The sequence below is a fragment of the Azoarcus indigens genome (assembly GCF_004361735.1).
Classification (GTDB): Bacteria; Pseudomonadota; Gammaproteobacteria; order Burkholderiales; family Rhodocyclaceae; genus Azoarcus; species Azoarcus indigens.
The window spans coordinates 36,879-62,541 of record NZ_SNVV01000004.1 but is presented as its reverse complement, the minus strand read 5'-3'; the positions used below and the strand labels follow the sequence as shown (position 1 = coordinate 62,541).

Here is a 25,663-nt window from a genome sequence, read left to right as displayed (position 1 = left end):
AGAGACTTGGCGACGCGGGATGCTTGCAGGCAGGAAAAGGAATGGTAATAATTCTCATTAAAGCCATCCCTGCGGCAGCTCCGCTCCGCCAGTCCGGAATCCAAGCGTTTGCCCGTCGCCACCTCCCCCCTCTCCTGCAGCACCAGCAGCCCCACCCCCAAGGGCAGCCGCTTGCTGGCGGCCATCGTCCGCCACTACGACGATCTGGTCAGCCACGTGCGCCAGCATATCGGTCGCCGCGGCGGCGACCGGGCCGAAGCCCAGGACGTGGTGCACGATGTCTGCGTGGAGTTGATCGAACGCCCGCCCGAAGGCGAGATCCGGGTACCGCTGGCCTTTCTGCGGGAGATCGCCTCCCGCCGCGCCATCGACCGCTATCGCAGCGAAACCGCCCAACGGCAGTGGCTGGAGCATGCGGCAGACCTGCCGGAGTGCGCCGACCCCTCGCCCTTCGGCCGCGACCCGGCGCAGCTCTTCGCCGGCCGCGAGCGCCTGGCCTGCCTCGCCGCCGCCATCGAGGCGCTGCCGCCGCGCTGCCGCGATGTCTTCGTGATGCACAAGATCCACCAGATGCAACAGGCCGAAGTAGCCGACCAACTCGGCATCTCGCTGAAGACAGTAGAGAAGCACCTGCGCCTGGGCATGGCAGCCTGCCGCCTTGCCCTGGACGATACAATCGCGGCCTCCTCCACGCCGCCACGTCCCGCGCCCGCGCCCCGCAATGCCCCCGCACCGAGCTAACTCCTGCCCACCCTCCGACGATACGCAAGCCCCCGCCACTGCCCTGGACGAGTTGCTGAGCGAGGAGCGGGAAGCGCTGAAGCAGCTCTTTCCGCTGCCCGGCAGCGTCCCGCGGGCGCGGAAGAAGCCCAGGCGGAAGGAGCGGGTAGCGGCGGCCATCGGCGGCAGCCTGCTGCTGGCGGCGCTGATCTTGCTCGACCCGCCCTACGCCGAGGAGCGCTTCCAGACCGCCGTCGGCGAGCAGCGCACGGTAACGCTGGCGGATGGCAGCCAGATCACGCTGGACACCGCCAGCGCGCTGCGCGTGTCCTGGCATCTGCGCAGCCGCCGCAGCATGCTGGAGCAGGGCCGCGCCTCCTTCGCCGTCGCCCCCATGCTCGTCCGCCCCTTCGAGGTGGATGCAGGCCGCTTCAGCGTGCAGGTGGTCGGCACCATGTTCGACGTGGTGCGCGGCCCGGAACAGTCCAGTGTCACCCTGAGCGAGGGTGTCGTCCAGGTAACCGCCATCGACGGCAGCACAAGCCGGCTGGCACCCGGCCAGCGCCTGTCCACTCGCAACGGAAGCGCCGCACAGACCGGCCAGGTGGATCTGGAACGTGAAAGCGCGTGGCGCGAAGGCCGGCTGGTGTTCGACCACACCCCGCTGAGCGAAGCCCTGGCAGAAATCGCCCGCTATCGCAGCCAGCCGGTGCGCCTGCACGGCGAGCACCTCGCCGCCCTGGAGGTTTCCGGCGTGTTCGACACCGCCAACACCGACCAGGCGCTCTCCCTGCTGCCGCGCATCCTGCCCGTGCGGGTAAGCCCGCAAGCCGACGGCAGCGTGGATATCAGCCCGCGCTGAAAATTTTTCTGCCGGGAGAGGTAGGGTTGGGCGCGGCGGCGCTCGACATGGTCCTTGAAGTCCTCACTTTCAAGGAAAACCCGTGGCTCGCTCCTCCTCTCTCCTGCCCCGCGCCGCCCTGCGCCTGTCCACGCTGGCCGCTGGCGTGCTGCTCGCCTGCGCCGCCCACGCGCAAACCGCTCCCGTCCGTTTCGACCAGGCAGCCGAGCCGCTGGACCGCGCCCTGAACGAAGCCGCACGCCGCGCCGGCGTGCAGGTCTTCTTCGCCTCCGACATCACCGCCGGCCGCCGCGCCCCGGCGCTACGCGGCGACTACACCCCGCGCGAAGCGCTGGAACGCCTGCTCGCCGGCAGCGGCCTGCGGCTGCAGGCCCGCGACGAGCGCACCTTCACCGTGGAAATCGCGCCCAGTTCCAGCAACGGCGCCACCGCACTCGCCACCGTCACGGTGAACGCCAGCGCCGACGCCTCCGCCGCCGGCCTGCCGCCCAACTTCGCCGGCAACCAGGTCGCCCGCGGCGGCCGCGTCGGCTTGCTGGGCAACCGCGACATCATGGAAACGCCCTTCAACACCACCGCCTACACCGCGGAGCTGATCCAGGATCAGCAAGCCAGGAGCGTGGCCGACGTGCTGCTGAACGATCCTTCCGTTCGCACCGCCCGCGGCTTCGGCAACTTCCAGGAGCTGTACGTCATCCGCGGTTTCCCGGTGTACTCCGACGACATGATGTACAACGGCCTCTACGGCCTGCTGCCGCGCCAGTACGTCGCCACCGAGTTTCTGGAGCGAGTCGAGGTGTTCCGTGGCGCCAACACCTTTCTCAACGGCGCCGCCCCGGGCGGCAGTGGAATAGGCGGTGCAGTCAATCTCCTGCCCAAGCGTGCCCCCAACGATCCGCTGACCCAGATCACCGTCGGCGTGGAAAGCGGTGGCCAGGCCTTTGTGGCTGCCGACGTCGCCCGCCGCTTCGGCCCGGACAATCGCCTGGGCGTGCGCATCAACGCCGCCCGGCGCGACGGCGACACCGCAGTAGACAAGGAAAGCCGGGAACTGGACATGTTCTCCATCGGCCTCGACTACCGCGGCGACAGCTTCCGCCTCTCCGCCGATGCCGGCTACCAATACCAACGTTTCGATGAGCCCCGCCCCAGCGTCACGCCCACCGGCGCCATCCCCAGCGTGCCGGATGCGGAGGACAACTATGCCCAGCCCTGGACCTACTCCCAGGAACGTGGAACCTTCGGCACCTTCCGCGCCGAGTTCGACTTCTCCAGCAGCGTGACGGCCTGGCTGGCCGCCGGCATGCGCGTGGGCCGCGAAAAGAACGTGCTGGCTAACCCGCGCTCCACCGCGGACGGCGTGCTCTCCGGCTCCCGCTTCGACAACGCCCGCGAGGACATCGTCCGCACCGGCGAAGTCGGCATGCGGGGCAGCACCCGTACCGGCAGCATCTCCCACGCCTGGGCCGTCTCGGCCTCCCGCTACAGCCTGGACTCCAGCAATGCCTTTGCTTCCGGCGGTCCGCTGCCCAGCAACCTGTACAACCCGGTCGAACTGCCCATGCCGGCTGTTGCCAGCTCCGGCGACCTGTCCTCGCCGCGCACCACCGACCGCACCACGGCCAGCGGCATCTCCATCGCCGACACCTTGGGCTTCATGGACGACAGCCTGCTGCTGACCCTGGGCATCCGCAGCCAGAACCTGGAAACCAAGGCCTACGACAACGTGACCGGCGCCCGTGGCGCGAGTTATGACAAGAGCGCGATTTCGCCCATGGTGGGCGTTGTTTACAAGCTGACGCCGCAATTCTCCGCCTACGCCAACTACATCGAAGGCCTGCAAAAAGGCGAAACCGCCGGTACTTCCAGTGCGACACCGGGCCGGGTGCTCTCTCCCTACCGTTCCAAGCAGGGTGAAATCGGCCTGAAGTACGATGGCGGCAAACTGGGCGGCGCGGTGGCGATCTTTCAGACCGCACGCCCCTTTGGCGCGGATAAAGACGGCGAATTCCAGGAGGCCGGCGAGCAACGCAACCGCGGCCTGGAAATTACCGCCTATGGCGAACCGATCAACGGCCTGCGCGTACTAGGCGGCGTCACCTTCCTCAACGCGGAGCAGCGCAAGACCGGCGACAGCGCCACCGAGGGCAAACGCGCCATCGGCGTTCCCTCCACGCAGTTGAATCTCGGCACCGAATGGGAGGTGCCTGGCGTGCCCGGTCTGTCGCTCAATGCCCGGGCGATCCACACCTCATCCCAATACGCCAGTGCAAACAATGCCTACAAGATCCCGTCCTGGACCCGTTACGACCTCGGCGCCCGCTACCTGACCACCCTGGGCGGCCAGGTGGTCACCTTCCGCGCCCGGGTGGATAACGTCACCAACAAAGACTACTGGGCCTCTACCGGCGGCTATCCGAACTCCTACTACCTGGTGCAAGGCGCACCACGCACCTTCGTGCTCAGCGCCACCGTCGACTTCTGATGACGGCCGCTGCGATGCGGCGGTGGGGCTGGATCCACAAGTGGTCCAGCCTCGTCTGTACGCTCTTCATGTTGCTGCTCTGCCTCACCGGCCTGCCGCTGATCTTCTCTCATGAGATCGATCATCTGGCAGGCGATGGCATCCATGCGCCCGAGATGCCGGCCGACACGCCACGGGCCAGCCTAGACGCGGTGGCGCAAGCTGCCGTCGCCCACTATCCCAGTCTGGTGCCGCTCTACTTCTTCGCCGGGGAAGACGATCCGAACCTGTGGTACGTCAAGCTCGACACCCGGGTGGATACCGACGAGAGCGCCTCCCGCCTGGTGCTGGTCGATGCCCGTACCGCCGAAGTACTGGGCGAGCCGCAGTTCGACTCGGGCTTCATGAGCGTGATGTACCGGCTGCATGTGGACATGTACGCCGGCCTGCCGGGCAAGCTCTTCCTCGGCGCGATGGGGCTGCTGCTGGTGACCGCCATCGTCTCCGGCGTGGTGCTGTATGCGCCCTTCATGCGCAAGCTGGACTTCGGCACGGTACGACGCCAGCGCGCCACCCGCACCCGCTGGCTGGATCTGCACAACCTGCTGGGCATCGTCACCGTGGTATGGGCGCTGGTGGTGGGCTTCACCGGCGTGGTGAACACCTGGGCGGAACTCATCTTCAAGGCCTGGCAGGCGGAGCAGGTGGCCGCGCTGCAGGCGGGCGCGACCCACACCGTGCTGGCGCCCGATGCCGCTGGCGCAGCGGCCGCCGATGGCAGCGTGCAACGCGCGATGGAGCGCGCCCTGTTGGCCGCGCCGGGCATGAAGGTCGACATGATCGCTTTCCCCGGCACCCTGCGCAGCACGCCCACCCATCACGCGGTACTGCTGAGCGGCGACACCCCGCTCACCGCCCGGCTGACACAGGCGCTGCTGGTGGATGCTGACAACGGCGAGGTGCTGGAAGCCAGCGGCCGGCCCTGGTACGTCACCGTGCTGCAGCTCTCCGAGCCCCTGCACTTCGGCGACTACGGCGGGCTGCCGATGAAGGCGCTGTGGGCGCTGCTGGACCTCATCACCATCGTCGTGCTCGGCAGCGGCCTCTACCTGTGGTGGCGCCGCGGCGGCCAGGAGGCGAAGCCATGATGCGCATCTGGGCATGGCCTGTGGTGCTGGCTTTGCTGACGGCCGGCGGACTGGCCGCGGGGCTGGTGTCGGATGGACTGGGCGACGTCGCCGCCTGGATCGGGCTGGGCATTCCGGTCGCCGTCTGCTTGGGGTGCTCACTGCGGCGAAGGGCCTGAACGGTCCGGGAGGACGTTCGGGCTGGCCGGCCCTCAGGCGAACAGAGCCCAGCCGGAACGCCTTCCTCGCCGCGCCCTCCCGTCGGGCGCGAACATCCCGCCGCACAAAAAAAGAGCCCCGCACTGGGCGGGGCGACTCTCTGTTGTGGTTGGGGCTACGCTGGCTTTTCGTGGGCCCGTCTTCAGGCCCGGTGGTCAGAAGCTCAGGCCTCGACCGAGGTGCGGATAAGGTGATCGAAGGCGCTCAGCGAGGCCTTCGCGCCCTCGCCCATGGCGATGATGATCTGCTTGTACGGCACCGTGGTGCAATCACCGGCGGCAAACACGCCCGGCACCGAGGTCTGGCCCTTGGCATCGACCACGATCTCGCCGAACTTCGACAGTTCCACCGTGCCCTTCAGGAAATCGGTGTTGGGCAACAGGCCGATCTGGACGAAGATGCCTTCCAGGTCGATACGCTTGCTCTCGCCCGACACACGGTCCTTATAGACCAGGCCGTTCACCTTGTCAGTACCGGTCACCTCCGTGGTCTGCGCATTGGTCAGCACGGTAACGTTGGGCAGGCTGAAGAGCTTCTTCTGCAGCACCGCGTCCGCCCGCAGCTTGTCGGCGAACTCCAGCAGCGTCACATGGGAAACCACGCCGGCGAGGTCGATTGCGGCCTCGACACCGGAGTTGCCGCCGCCCACCACCGCCACCCGCTTGCCCTTGAACAGCGGGCCGTCGCAGTGCGGGCAGTAGGCCACGCCCTTGCCGCGGTATTCCTTCTCGCCGGGCACGTTCATCTCGCGCCAGCGCGCACCGGTCGCCAGGATCACCGTCTTCGCCTTCAGCGCGGCGCCATTCTCCAGCTTCACCTCGGCCAGGTCACCCGGCACGATGGCGGCCACGCGCTGCAGGTTCATCACGTCCACTTCGTACTGCTTCACATGCTCTTCCAGGCTGGCGACCAGCTTGGGGCCCTCGGTGTAATTCACCGAGATGAAGTTCTCGATGCCCAGCGTATCCATCACCTGGCCGCCGAAACGCTCGGCGACGATGCCGGTGCGGATGCCCTTGCGCGCGGCATAGATCGCCGCCGCCGCGCCGGCCGGGCCACCGCCGACGACGAGCACGTCGAAGGCTTCCTTGGCAGCCATCTTTTCCGCCGCGCGCTTGCTCGCGCCGGTGTCGATCTTGGCGAGGATCTCACCCAGCTCCATGCGGCCCTGGCCGAAGTGCTCGCCGTTCAGGAACACGGTGGGCACCGCCATGATCTGGCGCTGCTCGACCTCGCCCTGGAACAGCGCGCCGTCGATCATGGTGTGGCGGATGTTGGGGTTGATCACCGCCATCAGGTTCAGCGCCTGCACCACTTCCGGGCAGTTGTGGCAGGACAGCGAGATGTAGGTCTCGAACTCGAACTTGCCTTCGAGGTTGCGGATCTGCTCGATGACGTCGGCCTCGGCCTTGGGCGGGTGACCACCCACCTGCAGCAGGGCCAGGATCAGCGAGGTGAATTCATGGCCCATCGGCAGGCCGGCGAAACGCACGCCGATGTCGCCGCCCTTGCGGTTGAGCGAAAACGAGGGTTTGCGATTGCCGTCGTCGCGGGACTCGGTCACCGTGATCTTGTCGGAGAGCTCGGCGAGGTCCCTCAGCAGGCCCTGCATTTCACGAGACTTGTCGCCAGCGTCCAGCGACGCAACGATCTCGATCGGCTGCGTGACCTTCTCCAGGTAGGCTTTCAGTTGGGTCTTGATGTTGGCGTCCAGCATGATGATTCCATCCGTGATGAATGCAGTACCCGCGGTAGCGGCGCACATAAAACACAGCCGGCTCGGGGCCGGCTGTCGATTCTGCTTCCCGGGCGGGTAGCCCGGGAGGGCAACAGCGGCTTAGATCTTGCCGACGAGGTCCAGCGAGGGGGCCAGGGTGGCTTCGCCTTCCTTCCACTTGGCGGGGCAGACTTCGCCCGGGTGAGAAGCCACGTACTGGGCAGCCTTCACCTTGCGCAGCAGTTCCTGGGCGTCGCGGCCGATGCCTTCGGCGGTCACTTCGACAGCCTGGACGATGCCGTTCGGATCGACGATGAAGGTGCCACGGTTGGCCAGGCCCTGGTTCTCGCGCAGCACTTCGAAGTTCTTGGACAGGGTCCACAGCGGGTCGCCGATCAGCGGGTACTGGATCTTGCGGATCGTGTCGGAGGTGTCGTGCCAGGCCTTGTGGGTGAAATGGGTGTCGGTGGACACGCCGTAGATTTCCACGCCCAGCTTCTGGAATTCAGCGTAGTTGTCGGCCAGGTCGCCCAGCTCGGTCGGGCACACGAAGGTGAAGTCGGCCGGGTAGAAGAAGAACACGGCCCACTTGCCCTTCACGTCAGCATCGGACACATCGACGAACTTGCCATTGTGGTAGGCGGTCGCGGTGAAAGGCTTGATTTCGGTGTTGATCAAGGACATCTCGAATCTCCGTTATGTTGATGGAACGACGTGTTGCAGACTTCATGGGATGCAGTTTATGCCCGCGCCACGAATTGCTCTAATTGATTATCAGGATGGTCCTGATTGTTCTCGGCTATCGGCCACCCCCCGAGCACGGGCTGTGTGACCTATTAGCGTAGTAGACGTTTCAGCCGCAAGCATGCGGCCGGCTCAGTCGCCCGCCAGATGCCGCCGCACCGAAACCGCCGCGCCCAGCCAGCCCAGCAGCGCAGCGAATGCCAGGATGGCCGCCGCTTCCGGCAACCCCGGGCCGGCTAGCGCGAACACCGCGCCGTAGGTTTCCGCCAGCGCCGTCACCGGCCCCGCCAGCGCCCGCACGCCCAGCCACACCGTGCCCAGCGCCACCAGGCCGCCGAGCGCGCCCTGCAGGATGCCGAACCAGTAGAAGGGGCGGCGGATGAAGGGGTCGGTGGCGCCCAGCAGGCGGCTCACCTCGATCTCCGCCCGTTGCGTCAGGATCTGCAGGCGGATGGTGTTGAAGGTGACGATGACCAGCGCGAAGCCCAGCAGCCCGGCCAGCATCAACACCGCGGAGCGACCCAGCCCGAGCAGCGCGTGCAGACGCTTCACCCAGGCGGAGTCCAGCTGCACATGCGCCACCTTGGGCCAGCCACGCATCTCGGTGGCCAGCCGCTCGAACACCGCCGGATCCTCGCTGTGCGGCGCGACGATGAAGGCGTCCGGCAAGGGATTGGCAGTGAGGCCGCCGAGCACATCGCCCAGGCCGCTGCGCTCCAGCTGATGCAGGGCATCGTCGCGGGACACGAAGCGGAAACTGCTCAGTTCCGGGTTGCCCTTGAGGCGGCGCTCGACCGCCGCCACGTCCGCAGCACCGGCGTCGTTGGCGAGGAAGAGGCTGATCTCCGGCGTGCCGGACACGCCGCGCGCCAGCGTCGCCACATTGTCCAGCAGCAGGTAGCCACCCGCCGGCAGCGATAGCGCGATGCCGACCACCATCGCCGACAGCAGGGTGCCCAGGGGCTGCCCGGCCAGGCGGCGGAAGGCATCGGCGATGGCGCGGGCGTGCAGATAGAGCCAGTTGCTCACGGCGCCACCTCCCGCACCCCGGTGTTCACGGCGGCAATCGGGAACAGGACGAAGTCCATCACGCCCCCTCCGTCAGCAGGCCCTTGGCCAGGACGAGCCGGCGCGGCTTGTTGGCAGCGAACAGATTGGCATCGTGGGTGGAAACCAGCACGGTGACGCCGGCGCTGTTGAAGGACTTGAACAAGGCGGCGATCTCGTCGGCGTAGGCCGGGTCCAGGTGAGCGGTCGGCTCGTCGGCAATCAATATGGAGGGGCGGTTGACGATGGCGCGGGCGATCGCCACCCGCTGCTGCTCGCCACCGGACAGGCCCAGCGGCATCTCGCGGCCGCGGCCGCCGAGGCCGACCCGCTCCAACGCCGCCGCCACCCGCTTGGCCGCGTCACCCGGCGGGTGCCCGGTGATCACCAGCGGCAGCATCACGTTCTCGAACACGCTGCGGTCGGTCAGCAGCTTGCTCTCCTGCAGCATCAGGCCGAGGTTGCGGCGCAAGTAGGGCACCGCGCGGCGCGGCAGGCGGGACACATCCTGACCGTTGATCAGCACCGTGCCGGCGGTGGGCCGCTCGATGGCCGGAATCAGCTTCAGCAGCGTGCTCTTGCCGGCGCCGGAGTGGCCGGAGAGCACCACCAGTTCGCCATGGCGGATCTCGAAACTGACGCCGGCCAGCGCGGTGTAACCGCCGGGGTATCGCTTGGCGACGTTATCGAAGACGATCATGCGCGGCCGCCGGCTCCCGGCAAAGGTTCGAACAGCGCATCTACGAACTCGCGCGCATGGAAGGGCTGCAGGTCGTCTATGCCTTCGCCCACGCCGATGAAGCGCAAGGGCTTCGGGCACTGGCGGGCGATGGCGGCCAACACCCCGCCCTTGGCGGTGCCGTCCAGCTTGGTCACCACCAGGCCGGTGACGCCGATGGCGGCGTCGAAGGCCTTCACCTGCGCCAGCGCGTTCTGGCCGATGTTGGCATCCAGCACCAGCAGCACCTCGTGCGGGCCGTCCGGCGCCGCCTTGGCGATCACCCGGCGGACCTTGGCGATCTCTTCCATCAGGTGGAGCTGGGTCGGCAGGCGGCCGGCAGTATCGGCCAGCACCACGTCGATGCCGCGGGCGCGGGCGGCATTGATGGCGTCGAAGATCACCGCCGCCGCATCGCCACTTTCCTGCGCGACCACGGTGACGTTGTTGCGCTCACCCCAGGTCATCAGCTGCTCGCGGGCGGCGGCGCGGAAGGTGTCGCCGGCGGCCAGCAGCACGCTCTTGCCCTGGGCCTGGAAATACTTTGCCAGCTTGCCGATGGAGGTGGTCTTCCCTGAGCCGTTCACGCCGGCGATCATGATGATGAAGGGCGTGTGCGGGCTGACGTCCAGCGGCTGCTCCAGCGGCGCGATGATGCCGTGCAGCGCTTCGGCCAGCGCTTCCTGCAGCTGGTCGGCGGTTTCCAGGCGATCGCGCTTCCAGCGGGTGCGCAGCTCGCCGAGCAGGAACCCGGTTGCCTCGACGCCGCAATCGGCCATCAGCAGCGTGCTCTCCAGCTCTTCGAGCAGGTCTTCGTCGATCTTGCGCCGGCCGAACAGGCTGGCGAGGCCGCCGCCCAGCTGCTGCCGGGTGCGGGCCAGGCCGGCCTTGAGGCGATCGCCCCAGGACGGACGCGCGGCGGTTTCGGGCATGGGCGCCGGCACTGCCGCCGCGAGCTGCTGCGACTCGACCGCCGGCGGCGTTGCGCCGGTGTCGGCGGCATCTGCGGGGCGCTCGGCCTGGTCGGCCTGCTGCTCATCCGCAGCCGGCGTCTTGCCGGACTTCTTGAAGAAACCAAACATGGGCGCTCGGGTCTGAGGGGGTCGTTCGGCGGAAGCCGGATGGCATGGCCGCCAGCCGGCCCGACAGGATCAAATAAGGCTAAGATGCGCTCCCCGCCTAGCCGGCGGATTGAACGCCGCATGGCGCGAAGCGGCGGAAATTCTACCAGATGCAGGACACGCCCATGGTTCGCCCCCCACTCTCCCTCCCCCTGCTCGCCGCAGGTCTGGCCGCAGCCGCGCTGCTCGCCAGCCCGGCCCGGGCCAATCCCTTCGAGACGGTGTTGCCCAACGGCATGAAGGTGATCGTCAAGGAAGACCGCCGCGCCCCCTCGGTAGTGCACATGGTGTGGTACCGCAGCGGCGCCATGGACGAGGAGGACGGCGTGTCCGGCGTCGCCCATGTGCTGGAACACATGATGTTCAAGGGCACCAGGAAAGTCGGTCCGGGCGAATTCAACAAGCGGGTCGCCGCCGTCGGCGGCCAGGACAACGCCTTCACCGGCAAGGACTACACCGCCTACTTCCAGCAGATTCCGCCCACCCACCTGGGCGCGATGATGGCGCTGGAAGCCGACCGCATGCGCAACCTGGTGCTGACCGAAGACGAGTTCAAACGCGAGATCGAGGTGGTGAAGGAGGAGCGCCGCCTGCGCACCGACGACCAGCCGCGCGCCCTGGTCTACGAGCAGCTGATGGCCACCGCCTTCCAGGCCCATCCCTACCGCCGCCCGGTGATCGGCTGGATGACCGACCTGCAGAGCATGACCGTGGCCGACGCCCGCAGCTGGTACCAACGTTGGTACGCGCCCAACAACGCCTACCTGGTCGTGGTCGGCGACGTGGATCACGAGGCGGTGTTCCGCGACGCACGCAAGCATTACGGCGCCATTCCCGCCCGGCCCCTGCCGGAGCGCCGCATCTCCAGCGAGCCGGAGCAGCGCGGCCCCCGCGCCACCACAGTCAAGGCGCCGGCTGAACTGCCCTACTTCAGCCTCGCCTGGCATGTGCCCTCGCTGCAGGACCCGGTGAAGGATCGCGAGCCCTACGCGCTGGAAGTGCTCGCCGCCATCCTCGACGGCTACGATGGCGCCCGCCTCAACCGCCGCCTGGTGCGCGACCAGCGTGTCGCCGTCTCCGCCGGCGCCAGCTACGACGGCGGCGGCCGTGGCCCCTCGCTGTTCCGGCTGGACGGCACCCCCGCCCCGGGCAGGACCGAAGCCGAACTGGAAGCCGCTCTGCGGGCAGAGCTGCAGCGCATACGCGACGAAGGCGTCAGCGAGGCAGAGTTGGCACGGGTCAAGACCCAAGCCATTGCCGCCCAGGTTTACAAGCGCGACTCGCTGATGGGCCAGGCGATGGAGATCGGCTACCTGGAATCCTCCGGCCTGTCCTGGCGCGACGAGCAAACCCTGCTGGACGGCCTGCGCCGCGTCACTGCCGACGAAGTGCGCGAGGTCGCACGCCGCTACTTCGACGACGCCAGCCTCACCGTTGCCCGGCTGGAACCCCAGCCGGCGGGCGCCCCCCGCACCCGCTCTCCCTTCACGCCCCGGCACTGACATGAAGAAAACCCTCGTTTCTCGCCTCCATGCCGGCCGGGCGCTGGCTGGTGCGTTGTTCGCCATCGCCACACTGGCCGCTTCGCTGCCGGCCACGGCGTCGCCCACCATCCAGCACTGGACGGCGCCGACCGGCGCCCGCGTCTATTTCGTCGAGAGCCACGCGCTGCCGCTGGTCGACATCCAGATCGACTTCGCCGGTGGCAGCGCCGCCGATCCTGCCGGCAAGGCCGGCACCGCCTCGCTGACCCGCGGCCTGCTGGATGCCGGCGCCGGCGAACTGGACGAACAGGCCATCTCGGACCGCAGCGCCGATCTCGGCATCGCTATCGGTGGCGGCGTGGAAGCCGACCGCAGCAGCCTCAGCCTGCGCACCCTTTCCTCCGCACGGGAGCGCGACGCCGGCGTCGCCCTCGCAGCCGAGTTGCTCGCCCACCCGCGCTTCCCGGCCGACGTGCTGGAACGCGAACGCGCCCGCGGCATCGCTGGCCTGAAGGAAGCGCTGACGCGGCCCGGCCCCATCGCCGCCAAGCAGTTCGCCCAGTCCATCTACGGCAGTCATCCATACGGCCTCAGCACCAGCCTGGAGTCGCTGGCCGCCATCGGCCGCGAGGATCTGGTCGCCTACCACGGCCGCCACTACGTCGCCCGCAACGCCTCCATCGCCATCGTCGGCGATGTGGACCGTCAGACCGCCGAGCGCATCGCCGTCGACCTCACCGCAGCGCTGCCTGCCGGCGAACCGGCACCGCCAATGGCCCAGCCACACCAGCCGGAGGCCGCCGTGCTGCGCATCCCCAACCCGTCCGCCCAGGCCCATGTACTGATTGGCCAGCCGGTGCTGTCGCGGGAAGACCCGGATTACTACCCGCTGCTGGTCGGCAACTACGTGCTCGGCGGCGGTGGCTTCGTCTCCCGCCTGACCAAGGAAGTGCGCGAGAAGCGCGGCTACGCCTACAGCGTCTCCAGCCACTTCATGCCGCAGCAGGTCGCCGGCCCCTTCCAGATCGCTCTGCAGACCCGCGGCAGCCAGGTGGATGACGCCCTGCAGGTGGTCGACCGGACCCTGGCCGATTTCATCGCCGACGGCCCCACCGCCGCCGAGCTGCGCGCCGCCAAGGACAACATCATCAACGGCTTCGGCCTGCGGCTGGACTCCAACCGCAAGATCCTCGGCTATGTGGCGGTGATCGGTTTCTACCGCCTGCCGCTGGACTGGCTGGACAGTTATCCACGCAAGGTGGCCGAAGTCAGCGCCGAACAGATCCGCGACGCCTATCGCCGCCGCCTGGAGCCGGCGCACCGGGTGGCGGTCATCGTCGGCGGCGACGGCGATCGCAAGGCCGAGCCTGCGGCGGCCGAAGCGGCGCCTTCCCCCGCCGACGCCGGCGGCCCGCGGTGAGCCGCGTCCGCATTGTCGGCGGCGCCTGGCGATCACGCCTGATCGACGTCGCCCCCGTCACCGGCCTGCGGCCCACCCCCGACCGGGTGCGCGAGACTCTGTTCAACTGGCTGGGCCAGGAGCTGGACGGCCTGCACTGCCTGGACCTCTTCGCCGGCAGCGGCATCCTCGGTTTCGAATCCGCCTCCCGCGGCGCAGCAAGTGTCGTCATGGTGGAGCGCGATCCCAAGGCCTACGCGGCGCTGACGGCCAACGCCAAGACGCTGCACGCCGAACGGGTGGAGATCGTTCGCGGCGATGCGGTAAGATTCCTCCAGTCCACCTCACGAAAATTCGATGTGGTGTTCCTCGACCCCCCCTACAAGCAGGGCTGGCTCGAGCGCGTGGAGCCGCTGCTGGAGCGGGTTCTGCAACCGGACGGCTGGCTCTACGCAGAGGCGGAAGCCCCGGTGACTCGCCTGGCAGGGTGGCAAACGATCAGGCAGGGCCACGCCGGACAGGTTCACTTCCATCTCTTGCAGGGGAACCAGGAATGAAGGAAGGGGTGGCGGTCTATCCCGGTACGTTTGACCCGTTCACGCGCGGCCACGAAGACCTTGTGCGGCGATCGGCACTGCTCTTTGACCGGGTCATCGTGGCGGTTGCCGAGAGTGCCGGAAAGAATCCGATCTTCACGCTTGCCGAGCGGGTGGAGATCGCCAGGGAAGTGCTGACGCCCTTCCCGAATGTGCAGGTGCTCGGCTTCAATAGCTTGCTGATGGACTTCCTCCGGTCCCAGAATGCGCGCCTGATACTGCGTGGCCTGCGCGCGGTGTCCGATTTCGAGTACGAGTTCCAGATGGCGGGAATGAACCGCAAGCTGTTTCCGGACGTCGAAACCGTATTCCTCACGCCGTCGGAGGAGCACATGTTCATCTCGGCGACCATGGTGCGGGAAATTGCCCGCCTAGGCGGCGACGTCAGCAAGTTCGTGCAGCCAGCCGTGCTGGCCCGGCTGCAACAGAAAGTGAGTTCTAAGCGATAGGAAGGAAGCGACAAACATGTCTCTGATGATTACCGACGAGTGCATCAACTGCGACGTCTGCGAGCCGGAATGCCCCAATGGCGCCATTTCCCAGGGCGACGAGATCTACCAGATCGATGCCAACAAGTGCACCGAATGCGTAGGCCACTTCGATGAGCCGCAGTGCCAACAGGTGTGCCCGGTCGACTGTATTCCCCTGAACCCGGACCACGTCGAGTCCAAGGAACAGCTGATGGAGAAGTACATCAAGCTGACCGGCGTTCAGGCCTGAATCCAGACCACCGCATCGCCAGAAAGACAACGGGGCGAGCCAATGGCGCGCCCCGTTTCCTTTGCCCGGCTCCTGGCGTCAGGCAGCCTGTATGATCCCGCCCCCCGCTGCCGCCCCCGCCGCGGCGTGAGTCAGCCCGAGAGCCCGGTGTATGGCCTCGTCCAGGCCGGACAGCTCGCTCACCAGTCCGAGTAGCGCCAGTTCCTGCTGCTGCAACTCCTCCACCCGCTCTTCCAGCGTATCGGTAGCCTGGTGGATGCGCTTCACGCTTTCCAGCCGGCGCTTGAGCTGGATCTGGTACTCCCGCACCTGGGTTTCCAGCGGCGACATCACCGCCCGCAACCATTGCTCCACGTCGCGGTTGGCAACCTCGAAGGTCCGGCGCGCCTGCAGCGCCACCGTCTCGAAGAACTTCTGCGTCAGCGTGTGCTTCTCGGTGGTGACAAGAATGAGCGCCGTGTTGATCTGCCGATTGAAGGCCTTCTCCAGCCGGTCCAGTTCGCGCTCGTAGCGCAGGGTGGAGAAAGGCTCCGGCGGATTCAGCGTCAGCCCGTGCTCCACGCTGAAGCGCTTGTACATCGCATCCAGCATGCTGGTGATCTCGGCGATCTCGGTGGTGGAGCGGCGCAGGTTTCCCCTCAGGTGGCTGAAGAAGCCCTCCATCGCCTCCTTGAGCCCGCGGGTGAAACTTGCCTCCAGCATCGCTTCCCGGGTACGGCGGGTCTCATCGCGCAAGGCGTCCATGCCGAGGTTGGCCAGCAGGTTGTTGGTGAGGTTGGAGAACACCGAACGCACCGCGTAGTACTTCTGCAGCCCCTGCTCGAACTCATCCTTCTCCGCGCGGATCTTGCGCATCATGTACTCGATGACGCTCTGGTTCTTGCCGCGCAGGTCGGTCAGCTCTTGCAACTGCTCGCGCAGCCCGGCCAGGCGCGCTTCCAGCAGGCCACGGGTCTGGCGCACCAGTTCGTCGGTCTCGCTCAATGTGCTTTCGCCGACGATCTCCTGCCGCGTCGGCAGCAGATCATCCGCCAGCGCCCGCTCCAGCGCCGGCAGGCGGCTGCGGGCCAGCAGTTCGGCGTCGCCATTTACCCGCGCCACCAGACCTTTCTGCGCGGACACCGGGAACACCCGGTCTTCGCCCACGCCCAGCGTCGAGGCCACGCTCTCCACCTGGCGGGAGATCTCCGCCTCGATCTGCGCCTCTTCCCGCAGCCCGTCCCACAGGCCATCGATCTTGTTGAGCACGACGAGGCGGCCCTTCTTCCGCTCCTGCCCGCCCTGCACATACTCCCGCCACACCGCCAGATCGCTCTGGGTAACGCCGGTGTCCGCCGCCAGGATGAACAGCACCGCATGCGCATTCGGCAGCATGGACAGGGTCAGTTCCGGCTCGGCGCCGATGGCATTCAGACCCGGCGTGTCCAGCACCACCAGCCCCTGCTCCAGCAGCGGGTGCGGGAACTGGATCACCGCATGGCGCCAGCTGGGAATCTCCACCAGGCCGTCCGCCTCCGGCGCCAGCCCCTGCTCGCCGGCGGGGTCGATGTCGAAGCCGAAGCGGCGCGCCTCCTCCGCCGGCACCCGCAGCGTCTCGCCGACACGGGCCAATGCCACCTGCAACTCAGCGGCGGAGTCGGCCTTCAGCGGCGTCACCACCCACTCATCCGGGAAGCGCTTCAGTTCGCTGACCGGTGCCTGCAGCGCCCGGCTGGCGATGGGCAGCAGCCGCAGCTCCGGCGTGGCGCCCGCGGACCACTGCAATTCGGTGGGGCACATCGTGGTGCGGCCGGCGCTGGAAGGCAGGATGCGATCGCCATAGTCGGAGAAGAAGATGGCATTGATCAGCTCCGACTTGCCGCGGGAGAACTCGGCGATGAAGGCGACCGACAGCTTGTCGTCGCGCAGGCGCTCCAGCACGTACTGCAGGCGCAGGTCGGCCTGAGCGTCGCCAACCTCGTTGCGCGTCAGCCAGGCGCGCAGCCTGCCGACTTCGTCCGCCACCGCCCCGCGCCACCGCCCATAGGCGGAGAACTCTTCGATCAGCTTGCCGTTTTGCTCGACCATGTGACTTACGCCCGCGCAGGAAAAACACCGACAGCATAGCGCCCTTCGCCTCCGCCAGCCATGCCCGTGGAACGGAAGCGCATCCGGCGCGAAGCCAGCGCCCGCGCCGGGATCAGCGCCGCTGGCAGGCAGGGCAGAAGTAGGTGGCGCGCTGTCCGCTCACCACCCGGCTGATCTCGCCGCCACAGACCCGGCACGCCTGCCCATCCCGGCCATAGGCGAAGTACTGCTGCTGGAAGTAACCCGGCTGGCCGTCACCGCCGACGAAGTCACGCAGGGTGCTGCCGCCGGCGGCGATGGCCGCGTGCAGCGTCTCCTTCACCGCCTCCGCCAGCCGCTCGCAGCGCTGCAGGCCGATACGGCCAGCTTGCTCCAGCGGGTGGATGCGGGCGCGGAAGAGACTCTCCGATGCGTAGATGTTGCCCACGCCGACTACCTTGTGCCCATCCATCAACACATGCTTGATCGGCGCCCGAAGGCCGCGGCTCACCTGGTACAGCCAGGCGCCGTTGAAGGCCTCGTCCAGCGGCTCCGGCCCCAGCCGCGCCAGCCGCGGATGGCCCGCCGCCTCGCCCGGCTGCCACACCACCATGCCGAAACGGCGGGGGTCGCGCAGCCGCAGCGCGCGCTCGCCGAACACCAGATCCACATGGTCATGCACGCCCGCCGGCTCCTCCGCCTGCACCACCCGCAGGCTGCCCGACATCCCCAGATGCAAGATCAGCGAACCATGGCCGAAACCGAACAGCAGGTACTTCGCCCGCCGCGACACCGACAGCAGGCGGCGGCCCGCGAGCAGCGCCGCGAGGTCTGCCGGCACCGGCTGGCGCAGGCGCGGGTTGCGCACCAGTACCGCGGTCAACAACTGGCCTTCCACATGGGGCTCCACGCCGCGGCGGGTGGTTTCGACTTCGGGCAATTCGGGCATGGCGGAAACGCTCTCTCCAGGGGACGGCGCGGCCGGGCGCGATGCGGGGAACCCGTCGCTTGCCGGCGCACGGCCAAAGTGCCTAACATGAGGCGAACCGAATTTTAGAACAGCCCTCAAATCGACCACAGCGCCGGCGCGCTTCCTTCCGGGCCTTCCCGGACTCTTTCGCCGCACTGCCCCCGCCACCGGAGTCCGCCGGACCGCCTACATGACCTCCAAGACCTTCCCGCTTACCCGCCGTCTGCGCCGCCTGGGCGCCGCCATCGCCCTCAGCCTGCCACTGGGCGCGCTTGCCGCCGCCGATGAAGCCGCCCCTCCCGCCAGCGCGCTGCCCACGCAAGAGCTCACCGCCGGCGTGCTGTACAACTTCCTGCTGGCGGAAATCGCCGGCGCTCGCGGGCAGGTCGGCCTGTCCACCCAGCTCTACCTCGAACTCGCCCAGCATACCCACGACCCCCGCATCGCCCGCCGCGCCACCGAGATTGCATTGTTCTCGCGCAACCTCGCCGCCGCCTCCCGCGCCGCCAAGCTGTGGGCGGAGTCCGATCCCGGCTCCGAAGAAGCCCGCCGGGTGCTCGCCGGCGTCGTGTCCAGCAGTGAAGGCCGTGTCGAGGATATCCAGATCCAGCTCGCCCGCGTGCTCGCCCAGTCGCCGGACGCACTGCCGCAGAATCTGATGGGCCTCAACCGCGCGCTGTCCCGTATCGAGAACAAGGAGACCGTGCGCAGCATGGTCCTGCGCCTCACCGCCCCCTACCTCGACCATCCGGAAGCCCATTTCGCCCGCGCCCAGGCCAACATCGTCGCCGAAGACCCGATGAGCGCCCTGGGCGCCATCGAGACCGCCCTGCAGCTGCGGCCCGACTGGGAGCCGGCTGTGATCTTCAAGGCCCAGCTGATGCAGCAGGCCGGCGCCGAGCGCGACGCCTCCGCCCTGCTGGCCAGCCAGCTGGCCCGCCACCCGGAAAGCAACAACCTGCGCCTGGCCCACGCCCGCCTGCTGGTCTCCCTGCGCGATTTCGAGAACGCCCGCGCCGAATTCAACAAGCTGCTGGAAGCCGCTCCGAACGACCCGGAACTGCTGTTCGCCGTCGGCCTGCTGTCCTTCCAGCTGGAAGACAACGACAACGCCGCCGCCCTGTTCGAGCGCGCCCTGGCCGCTAACCATCCGGACCCGGACGCCATCCGCCTGCACCTCGGCCAGATCGCCGAGCGCCGCAAGGACACCGAGGGCGCGCTGAAGTGGTACCGCGCCATCCCCGAACCCAGCCGGCAATACGGCGACGCCCAGATCCGCATCGCCATCGCCCTCGCCAATGGCGGCCGGCTGGCCGAAGCCCGCGCCCACCTGCAGAACCAGCCGGGCGATGCCGACGTCAAGCGCCGCTACCTGTTGGCCGAGGCCCAGCTGCTGCGTGACGCCGGACAACCCCAGCAGGCTTTCGACCTGCTGGAGGCCGCCCTGCTCAAGGCCCCGGACGACACCGACCTGCTCTATGAATCCGCCATGCTGGCCGAGCGCCTGGACCGGGTGGACGCGATGGAGACCCGCCTGCGCAAGCTGATCGCGCTGGAGCCGGAGCACGCCCACGCCTACAACGCGCTGGGCTACTCGCTGGCCGACCGCGGCCTGCGACTGGAAGAGGCTGAACAGCTGATCGCCCGCGCAGTGGAGCTCGCGCCGCAAGACCCCTTCATCCTCGACAGCCTGGGCTGGGTGCGCTTCCGCCGCGGCGACAACAGCGGCGCCATCGCCGTGCTGGAACAGGCCTACGGCCTGCGCTCCGACCCTGAGATCGCCGCCCACCTCGGCGAAGTGCTGTGGTCGCTGAACCGCCAGGCCGATGCCAACCGGGTGTTCGACGAAGCCCTGGCCGCGCACCCGGACAACACCGTGCTGCGCGAAACCGTACAGCGTCTGCGCAAGCCATGAGGCGTCCGCATCGCCTCCTGCTCGCCGCCACCGCGGCGAGCTTGCTGCTCGGCGCCTGCGCTCCGCTGTCGCCCCAGATCCGTCATAGCGGCGCAGCACAGCAACGCCAGCAGGCGGCGGCCTTCGAACTGGAAGGACGGCTGTCCGCCAGCGACGGCGAGCGTGCCGCCAGCGGGCGCATGGAGTGGCTGCACTCCCCCACGCGGGACAGCTGGACGCTGCTGAACCCGCTGGGCCAGATCGCCGCGCAACTGGAGCAGGACGCCAGCGGAGCCGAACTGGTGACCGCCGACGGCCGCCGCTACCGCGCGGGCAGCGCCGACAGCCTGCTGCCGCAACTGCTGGGCGTGGAAGTTCCGGTAGCCCGCCTGGCCCAGTGGGTGCAAGCTGCGCCGCGGCGCGAAGCCGAGATCCGCGAAACCGACGGCAGCGGCCGCCCTACCCTGCTCATCGACGCCGGCTGGCGCATCGCCTACCTCGAATACGCCGACAACGGTATCAACGCTGCCCCCCGCCTCATGGACATCAGCCGCGGCGACACCCGCCTGCGGCTCTTCATCGACCGATGGACGCCCACGCCCTGAACGCCGCCAGCCCCCCACTGCGCCTCACCGGCTGCCTCGCCCCCGCCAAGCTCAACCTCTTCCTGCACGTCGTCGGCCGCCGCGCCGATGGCTACCACCTGCTGCAGACCGCCTTCCGCATGCTGGACTGGGGCGACACACTGGACTTCGAACTGCGGACCGACGGCCTCATCCGCCGCCGCACCGACCTGGACGGCGTACCGCCGGAGCAGGACCTGGTGGTCCGCGCCGCCCGCCTGCTGCAGGGCGTCACCGGCTGCAAGCTGGGCGCGGACATTGCCGTGCACAAGGTACTGCCCATGGGCGGCGGCCTCGGCGGCGGCAGTTCCGACGCGGCCACCACCCTGCTCGCCCTCAACCGGCTATGGAACACCAAGCTCAGCCGGCAGGCACTGCAGGATCTCGGCCTCGCGCTGGGGGCGGACGTACCCTTCTTCATCTATGGTCGCGACGCCTTTGCCGAAGGTGTAGGCGAACATTTCCAACCCCTCCAGCTGGCGCCGGCTCGCTACGTTGTCATCCTCCCCGGAGTACATATTTCGACCGTAGAGATTTTCTCGTCGAAAGAGTTGACACGGAATACCGACCCCATCAAAATAGCGGACTTCGCAGCGAGCTCTACCCGAAATGACTTGCAGCCAGTGGCCTGCAATCGTTACCCGGAAGTAGCGCGAGCGATCGAATGGCTGGCGCAATTTGCTCCGGCCCGGATGACAGGCTCAGGCGCTTGTGTTTTTGCCGAAGTGGCCTCGGAAGACGAAGCAAGACGGATCGTCGCCGAGTGCCCCGCTTCATGGAAGGCATGGCAGGCCCTCAGCCTGGAAAGGCATCCGCTCTACGAAAGCGCGACATAGAACGCGAACGTGTCGATCGAGCGAAAAAGTTTCTTGGGGAGTCGCCAAGTCGGTTAAGGCACCGGATTTTGATTCCGGCATTCGAGGGTTCGAATCCTTCCTCCCCAGCCAATATACGACGGGCAGGCCACGAGCCTGCCCGAGTCGTTTTTGACGGTTTCATTCTATCGGCATCGGAGATTCGGTCATGCCCTACGGCAGCCTGATGGTCTTCACCGGCAACGCCAACCCCAAGCTTGCGGCGGATGTTGTGCGGAGACTGGGCATTTCCCTCGGATCGGCTACGGTGGGCCGTTTCTCCGACGGCGAAGTCAATATCGAACTACTGGAAAACGTCCGCGGCAAGGACGTCTTCATCCTGCAGCCCACCTGCGCCCCGACCAACGAGAACCTGGTCGAACTGCTGGTTCTGGTCGATGCGCTAAAGCGCGCTTCCGCCGGCCGCATTACTGCCGCCATCCCCTACTTCGGCTATGCCCGCCAGGACCGCCGGCCGCGTTCGGCCCGCGTGCCCATCACCGCCAAGGTCGTCGCCAACATGCTGCAGGCCGTGGGCGTGCAGCGGGTACTGACGATGGACCTGCATGCCGACCAGATCCAGGGCTTCTTCGACATCCCGGTCGACAACGTCTATGCCGCCCCGGTGCTGCTGGCCGACCTGGACAAGCAGAAGTACGACGGCCTGATGGTGGTTTCGCCCGACGTCGGCGGCGTGGTGCGTGCCCGTGCCTTCGCCAAGCGCCTGGAATGCGACCTCGCCATCATCGACAAGCGCCGCCCCAAGGCCAACGTGTCCGAAGTCATGAACATCATCGGTGAGGTCGAAGGCCGCACCTGCGTGATCATGGACGACATCGTCGATACCGCCGGCACGCTGTGCAAGGCCGCCAGCGCGCTGAAGGCCAATGGCGCCAAGCGTGTGCTGTCCTACTGCACCCACGCGGTGCTGTCCGGCGCCGCGGTGGCCCGCATCAACGAATCCGAGCTGGACGAGCTGGTGGTGACCGACACCATCCCGCTGCGCGACGACGCCAAGGCCTCGCCGCGCATCCGCCAGGTTTCGGTGGCCTCGCTGCTGGCCGACACCATGCTGCGGATCAGCAACGAGGAATCGGTTTCCTCGCTGTTCAGCGAATAAGTTCCAACCGCGGCCTGGCCGCGGTTTTTCCATCTCCGCCTGGTCGCGGGCGGGGAATCTTCAACCCAGGAGTTTCAAATGACTATCGAATTCAAGGCCACCAAGCGTGAAGCGCAGGGATCGAGTGCGAGCCGCCGCCTGCGTCGCGCCGGCCAGCTGCCGGGCATCATTTACGGCGGCGGCAAGGACGCCCTGGCGATCAACCTCGACCACAACGACCTGTACCACCTGCTGAAGAAGGAAGCCTTCCACGCTTCCATCCTCACCGTGGACGTCGAAGGCGCCAAGGAAACCGTCGTGCTGCGCGACACCCAGTGGCACGCCTACAAGCAGCAAGTCATGCACCTGGACTTCCAACGTGTGGACGCCTCCCAGAAGCTGCACCTGAAGGTGCCGCTGCACTTCGTGAACGCCGAAGTCAGCCCCGCCGTAAAGCTGGGCAGCGCCATCATCGCCCACGTCATCACCGAACTGGACGTGAAGTGCCTGCCGTCCGAGCTGCCGGAATTCATCGAAGTGGACCTGGCTGCGCTGGAAGTCGGCCAGTCTGTGCACGTTTCCCAGTTGAAGCTGCCGGCCGGCGTCGAAGTCGCCCACCACGGCGAAGGCGACCCGGTGGTGGCCAGCGCCCAGCAGGCCAAGGGTGCTGCCGCGGCTGAAGAAGGCGAAGCGGCCTAAGGCCCCCGCCTGCCCGGACCCATGCTGGAGGCCGACATCCGATGACCGCAGCGCCTGCGCGCCCCCCGCGTCTCGTGGTCGGCCTCGGCAATCCGGGCGCCGAATATTCCGAAACCCGGCACAACGCCGGGTTTTGGCTTTGTGAGCGCCTGGCCGACGAGCTCGGCGTGCGCTTCAGCCACGAGTCCCGTTTCCACGGCCTGGTGGCCAACGCCCGCGACGCCGGCGTCTGGCTGCTGATGCCGCAGACCTACATGAACCGCTCGGGCCAGGCGGTGGGCGCGCTGGCGCGCTTCTACCGCATCGAGCCGGCGGAGATCCTCGTCGTGCATGACGAGCTGGACATCCCGCCCGGCCAGCTGCGCCTCAAGTTCGGCGGCGGCGCCGGCGGCCACAACGGCCTCAAGGACATCACCGCCCACTGCGCGACGCCGGACTACTGGCGGCTGCGCATCGGCATCGGCCACCCAGGCGACCGCAACGAAGTGGTGAACTTCGTGCTCAAGCCGCCGCGCCGCGAAGAGCGCGCCGAGATCGACAGCGCGATAGACCGCGCCCTGCTCGGCTGGGCGCAGATCGCCCGCGGCGAATGGAACGCAGCCACCACCCGTCTCAACACCCGGCCCGCGCCGCCCAAAGCTCCGAAACCTCCGAAGGAGCCGCCGCAAGGCGCGACCCAAACCAAGGACGAATCCACGCCATGAGTCTGAAATGCGGCATCGTCGGCCTGCCCAACGTCGGCAAGTCCACCCTGTTCAATGCGCTGACCAAGGCGGGCATTGAAGCGGCCAACTATCCCTTCTGCACCATCGAGCCCAACGTTGGCATCGTCGAGGTGCCGGATGCGCGCCTCGCCCAGCTGTCCGAGATCGTCAAGCCGCAGAAGATCCAGCCGGCCATCGTCGAGTTCGTGGACATCGCCGGCCTGGTCGCCGGCGCCTCCAAGGGCGAAGGCCTGGGCAACCAGTTCCTCGCCAACATCCGCGAGACCGATGCCATCGTCCACGTCGTGCGCTGCTTCGCCGACGACAACGTGGTGCACGTTTCCGGCAGCGTCGATCCCCTCCGCGACATCGAAGTCATTGACACCGAACTCGCGCTGGCCGACCTCGCCACGGTGGACAAGGCCCTCAACCGTTACAAGCGCCCCGCCGCCGCCGGTGACAAGGAAGCCAAGGCCATGGTCGCGGTGCTGGAGAAGTGCCTCGCCCAGCTGAACGAAGCCAAGCCGGTGCGCGCCCTCGACCTGGCGAAGGAAGAGACCGCGCTGCTGAAGCAGTTCTGCCTGATCACCCAGAAACCGGTGCTGTACGCCGCCAACGTCGCCGAAGACGGTTTCGACAACAACCCTCACCTGGACGCAGTGCGCGCCCACGCCGCCCAGGAGGGCGCCGAGGTGGTGGCGCTGTGCGCCGCCATCGAGGCCGAGATCGCCGACCTGGACGACGCGGACAAGAAGGATTTCCTGGAGTCTATGGGTCTGGAAGAGCCTGGCCTGGACCGCCTGATCCGCGCCGGCTACAAGCTGCTTGGCCTGCAGACCTACTTCACCGCCGGGGTGAAGGAAGTCCGCGCCTGGACCATCCACATCGGCGACACCGCGCCGCAGGCGGCCGGCGTCATCCACACCGATTTCGAGCGCGGCTTCATCCGCGCCCAGACCATCGCCTTCGAAGACTTCATCGCCCACAAGGGCGAGGCCGGCGCCAAGGAAGCAGGCAAGATGCGGGCGGAAGGCAAGGAATACGTGGTGAAGGACGGCGACGTCCTCAACTTCCTGTTCAACGTCTGAGCCCCCAAGGCCCCCCGCGCGCGTCGACCTGCGCCGGGGGAGCCTCGCGAATCCGAAGAAACCGCGCCTGCGCGCGGTTTCTTCGTTTACGGCGCAGCCATGCCGAAGAACCGGGCTCCCGCCCCCGGCCGGCAGACCCTGGCCCGGGCATGGCCGCCTTTCCAGCGAATGCGGCCTGCCTAGATCGCCGCCGGCAGGCACCAGGGCAGCAGGCGGGCGATATTGCGGGCATCGTCCAGCCCACGGTGATGCCGGCCTTCCAACGCCAGGTCCACCAATTGCAACGCCTTTGCCAGGCCCACTTCCTTGATGCCGCGGGCATTGGCGAAACTGCGCTTGAGGTTGATGTGTTCGAGGCCGGCCAAGGGATCGTCCACACCGTGGCGCGCGCAGTCCCGGCCGAACTGGGTGAAGTCATAGCGCCCCCAACTACCCCACCAGCGCTGGCCGCCGGGATGCAGGCCGGCGAACTCCGCCAGGGCCGCCGCCGCTTCCGGGAAACGGAGCGCGGTAGCGACATCCTCCTGGCGGATGCCGGTGAGGCCGGTGCAGAAGGCGGTGAGCCGCGGGTTCAGCACCGGCTGCATAAAGGTCTGGAAGCACTCGTGCACGCTGCCATTGGGTGAAGCCCACACCGCGCCGATCTCGATGATTTCCATGTCGCCAGGCGGCATGGCCTCGCCTTCGTCACAGGTGGCCTCAAGGTCGATCACCAGGATCATCACGCTCTCCGTCATGCAAAGGGGGG

Annotated in this window: 25 protein-coding genes and 1 tRNA gene; 18 read left to right on the top strand and 8 right to left on the bottom strand. The window is 67.7% G+C overall.

Annotated features, from left to right (window positions below):
* Positions 1–108: 108 nt before the first annotated feature.
* From C7389_RS06220 to C7389_RS24830, 5 genes are all read left to right on the top strand, one after another.
* Positions 109–741 (top strand): RNA polymerase sigma factor, encoded by a 633-nt coding sequence (locus C7389_RS06220; protein ID WP_211168189.1) that lies wholly within the window; start codon positions 109–111, stop codon positions 739–741.
* Positions 722–1,582, top strand: a complete 861-nt coding sequence (locus tag C7389_RS06215; protein WP_133589447.1) for a FecR family protein — start codon at positions 722–724, stop codon at positions 1,580–1,582. Before C7389_RS06220 ends, C7389_RS06215 begins: the two co-directional genes overlap by 20 nt.
* 82 nt (positions 1,583–1,664) lie before the next feature.
* Positions 1,665–4,067, top strand: coding sequence for a TonB-dependent receptor (locus tag C7389_RS06210; RefSeq protein WP_133589445.1), 2,403 nt, complete (start codon positions 1,665–1,667; stop codon positions 4,065–4,067).
* The gene (locus tag C7389_RS06205) at positions 4,067–5,194 is read left to right on the top strand and encodes a PepSY-associated TM helix domain-containing protein (protein WP_133589443.1); all 1,128 of its coding nucleotides are present in this window, start codon (positions 4,067–4,069) and stop codon (positions 5,192–5,194) included. Before C7389_RS06210 ends, C7389_RS06205 begins: the two co-directional genes overlap by 1 nt.
* A complete protein-coding gene (locus C7389_RS24830) occupies positions 5,191–5,352 on the top strand; it encodes a hypothetical protein (RefSeq protein WP_162851686.1) in 162 nt (53 codons plus the stop codon). The genes C7389_RS06205 and C7389_RS24830 overlap by 4 nt, the downstream gene beginning before the upstream one ends.
* Before the next feature lie 203 nt (positions 5,353–5,555).
* On the opposite strand, the gene ahpF is transcribed toward C7389_RS24830, so the two are convergent.
* The 5 genes from ahpF to ftsY form a co-directional block, all read right to left on the bottom strand.
* A complete protein-coding gene (ahpF, locus tag C7389_RS06200; protein WP_133589441.1) occupies positions 5,556–7,109 on the bottom strand; it encodes an alkyl hydroperoxide reductase subunit F in 1,554 nt (517 codons plus the stop codon).
* Positions 7,110–7,229: 120 nt separating this feature from the next.
* Positions 7,230–7,793 carry an alkyl hydroperoxide reductase subunit C gene (gene ahpC / locus C7389_RS06195; protein ID WP_133589439.1) on the bottom strand — a complete coding sequence of 188 codons (564 nt, stop codon included), beginning with the start codon at positions 7,791–7,793 and terminating at the stop codon, positions 7,230–7,232.
* Positions 7,794–7,985: 192 nt separating this feature from the next.
* Positions 7,986–8,882 carry a permease-like cell division protein FtsX gene (gene ftsX / locus C7389_RS06190; protein WP_133589437.1) on the bottom strand — a complete coding sequence of 299 codons (897 nt, stop codon included), beginning with the start codon at positions 8,880–8,882 and terminating at the stop codon, positions 7,986–7,988.
* Positions 8,883–8,940: 58 nt separating this feature from the next.
* Positions 8,941–9,600: a cell division ATP-binding protein FtsE gene (locus tag C7389_RS06185; RefSeq protein WP_133589435.1), complete on the bottom strand. Its 660-nt coding sequence runs from the start codon at positions 9,598–9,600 to the stop codon at positions 8,941–8,943.
* The gene (gene ftsY / locus C7389_RS06180; RefSeq protein ID WP_133589433.1) at positions 9,597–10,700 is read right to left on the bottom strand and encodes a signal recognition particle-docking protein FtsY; all 1,104 of its coding nucleotides are present in this window, start codon (positions 10,698–10,700) and stop codon (positions 9,597–9,599) included. The genes C7389_RS06185 and ftsY overlap by 4 nt, the downstream gene beginning before the upstream one ends.
* Positions 10,701–10,864: 164 nt before the next feature.
* On the opposite strand from ftsY, the gene C7389_RS06175 reads away from it, so the two are divergent.
* The 5 genes from C7389_RS06175 to C7389_RS06155 are packed head-to-tail and all read left to right on the top strand — an operon-like array spanning position 10,865 to position 14,938.
* Entirely contained in the window at positions 10,865–12,241 is a 1,377-nt protein-coding gene (locus C7389_RS06175; protein ID WP_133589431.1) for a M16 family metallopeptidase, read from the top strand.
* 1 nt (position 12,242) lies between these two features.
* A complete protein-coding gene (locus C7389_RS06170; RefSeq protein WP_133589429.1) occupies positions 12,243–13,643 on the top strand; it encodes a M16 family metallopeptidase in 1,401 nt (466 codons plus the stop codon).
* Positions 13,640–14,179 carry a 16S rRNA (guanine(966)-N(2))-methyltransferase RsmD gene (rsmD, locus tag C7389_RS06165; RefSeq protein ID WP_133589427.1) on the top strand — a complete coding sequence of 180 codons (540 nt, stop codon included), beginning with the start codon at positions 13,640–13,642 and terminating at the stop codon, positions 14,177–14,179. Before C7389_RS06170 ends, rsmD begins: the two co-directional genes overlap by 4 nt.
* Positions 14,176–14,667, top strand: coding sequence for a pantetheine-phosphate adenylyltransferase (coaD, locus tag C7389_RS06160; protein ID WP_133589425.1), 492 nt, complete (start codon positions 14,176–14,178; stop codon positions 14,665–14,667). Before rsmD ends, coaD begins: the two co-directional genes overlap by 4 nt.
* Before the next feature lie 16 nt (positions 14,668–14,683).
* Positions 14,684–14,938: a YfhL family 4Fe-4S dicluster ferredoxin gene (locus C7389_RS06155; protein WP_133589423.1), complete on the top strand. Its 255-nt coding sequence runs from the start codon at positions 14,684–14,686 to the stop codon at positions 14,936–14,938.
* Between the two features lie 78 nt (positions 14,939–15,016).
* Here C7389_RS06155 and C7389_RS06150 read toward each other — a convergent pair whose 3' ends face one another.
* Both C7389_RS06150 and mutM read right to left on the bottom strand, forming a co-directional pair.
* Positions 15,017–17,005, bottom strand: coding sequence for a dynamin family protein (locus tag C7389_RS06150; protein WP_133589421.1), 1,989 nt, complete (start codon positions 17,003–17,005; stop codon positions 15,017–15,019).
* Between the two features lie 112 nt (positions 17,006–17,117).
* Complete coding sequence (gene mutM / locus C7389_RS06145; RefSeq protein ID WP_133589419.1) at positions 17,118–17,933, bottom strand: bifunctional DNA-formamidopyrimidine glycosylase/DNA-(apurinic or apyrimidinic site) lyase; 816 nt, start codon at positions 17,931–17,933, stop codon at positions 17,118–17,120.
* Positions 17,934–18,144: 211 nt separating this feature from the next.
* Between mutM and C7389_RS06140 the strand changes: the two genes are divergently transcribed.
* The 8 genes from C7389_RS06140 to ychF all read left to right on the top strand — a co-directional run bounded on the left by C7389_RS06140 (position 18,145) and on the right by ychF (position 24,915).
* Positions 18,145–19,869, top strand: a complete 1,725-nt coding sequence (locus tag C7389_RS06140; protein WP_133589417.1) for a tetratricopeptide repeat protein — start codon at positions 18,145–18,147, stop codon at positions 19,867–19,869.
* Positions 19,866–20,453: a lipoprotein insertase outer membrane protein LolB gene (gene lolB / locus C7389_RS06135; protein WP_133589415.1), complete on the top strand. Its 588-nt coding sequence runs from the start codon at positions 19,866–19,868 to the stop codon at positions 20,451–20,453. The genes C7389_RS06140 and lolB overlap by 4 nt, the downstream gene beginning before the upstream one ends.
* Positions 20,435–21,307 (top strand): 4-(cytidine 5'-diphospho)-2-C-methyl-D-erythritol kinase, encoded by an 873-nt coding sequence (ispE, locus tag C7389_RS06130; protein ID WP_133589413.1) that lies wholly within the window; start codon positions 20,435–20,437, stop codon positions 21,305–21,307. The genes lolB and ispE overlap by 19 nt, the downstream gene beginning before the upstream one ends.
* Positions 21,308–21,341: 34 nt before the next feature.
* Positions 21,342–21,418, top strand: a tRNA-Gln gene (locus tag C7389_RS06125).
* Between the two features lie 76 nt (positions 21,419–21,494).
* Complete coding sequence (locus tag C7389_RS06120) at positions 21,495–22,445, top strand: ribose-phosphate pyrophosphokinase (protein WP_133589411.1); 951 nt, start codon at positions 21,495–21,497, stop codon at positions 22,443–22,445.
* Positions 22,446–22,523: 78 nt separating this feature from the next.
* Positions 22,524–23,123, top strand: a complete 600-nt coding sequence (locus C7389_RS06115; protein WP_133589409.1) for a 50S ribosomal protein L25/general stress protein Ctc — start codon at positions 22,524–22,526, stop codon at positions 23,121–23,123.
* A gap of 41 nt (positions 23,124–23,164) precedes the next feature.
* The gene (gene pth, locus C7389_RS06110) at positions 23,165–23,827 is read left to right on the top strand and encodes an aminoacyl-tRNA hydrolase (RefSeq protein WP_133589407.1); all 663 of its coding nucleotides are present in this window, start codon (positions 23,165–23,167) and stop codon (positions 23,825–23,827) included.
* Positions 23,824–24,915: a redox-regulated ATPase YchF gene (gene ychF / locus C7389_RS06105; RefSeq protein WP_133589405.1), complete on the top strand. Its 1,092-nt coding sequence runs from the start codon at positions 23,824–23,826 to the stop codon at positions 24,913–24,915. The genes pth and ychF overlap by 4 nt, the downstream gene beginning before the upstream one ends.
* A gap of 179 nt (positions 24,916–25,094) precedes the next feature.
* On the opposite strand, the gene C7389_RS06100 is transcribed toward ychF, so the two are convergent.
* Complete coding sequence (locus C7389_RS06100; protein ID WP_246034655.1) at positions 25,095–25,652, bottom strand: 3'-5' exonuclease; 558 nt, start codon at positions 25,650–25,652, stop codon at positions 25,095–25,097.
* Between the last annotated feature and the right edge of the window lie 11 nt (positions 25,653–25,663).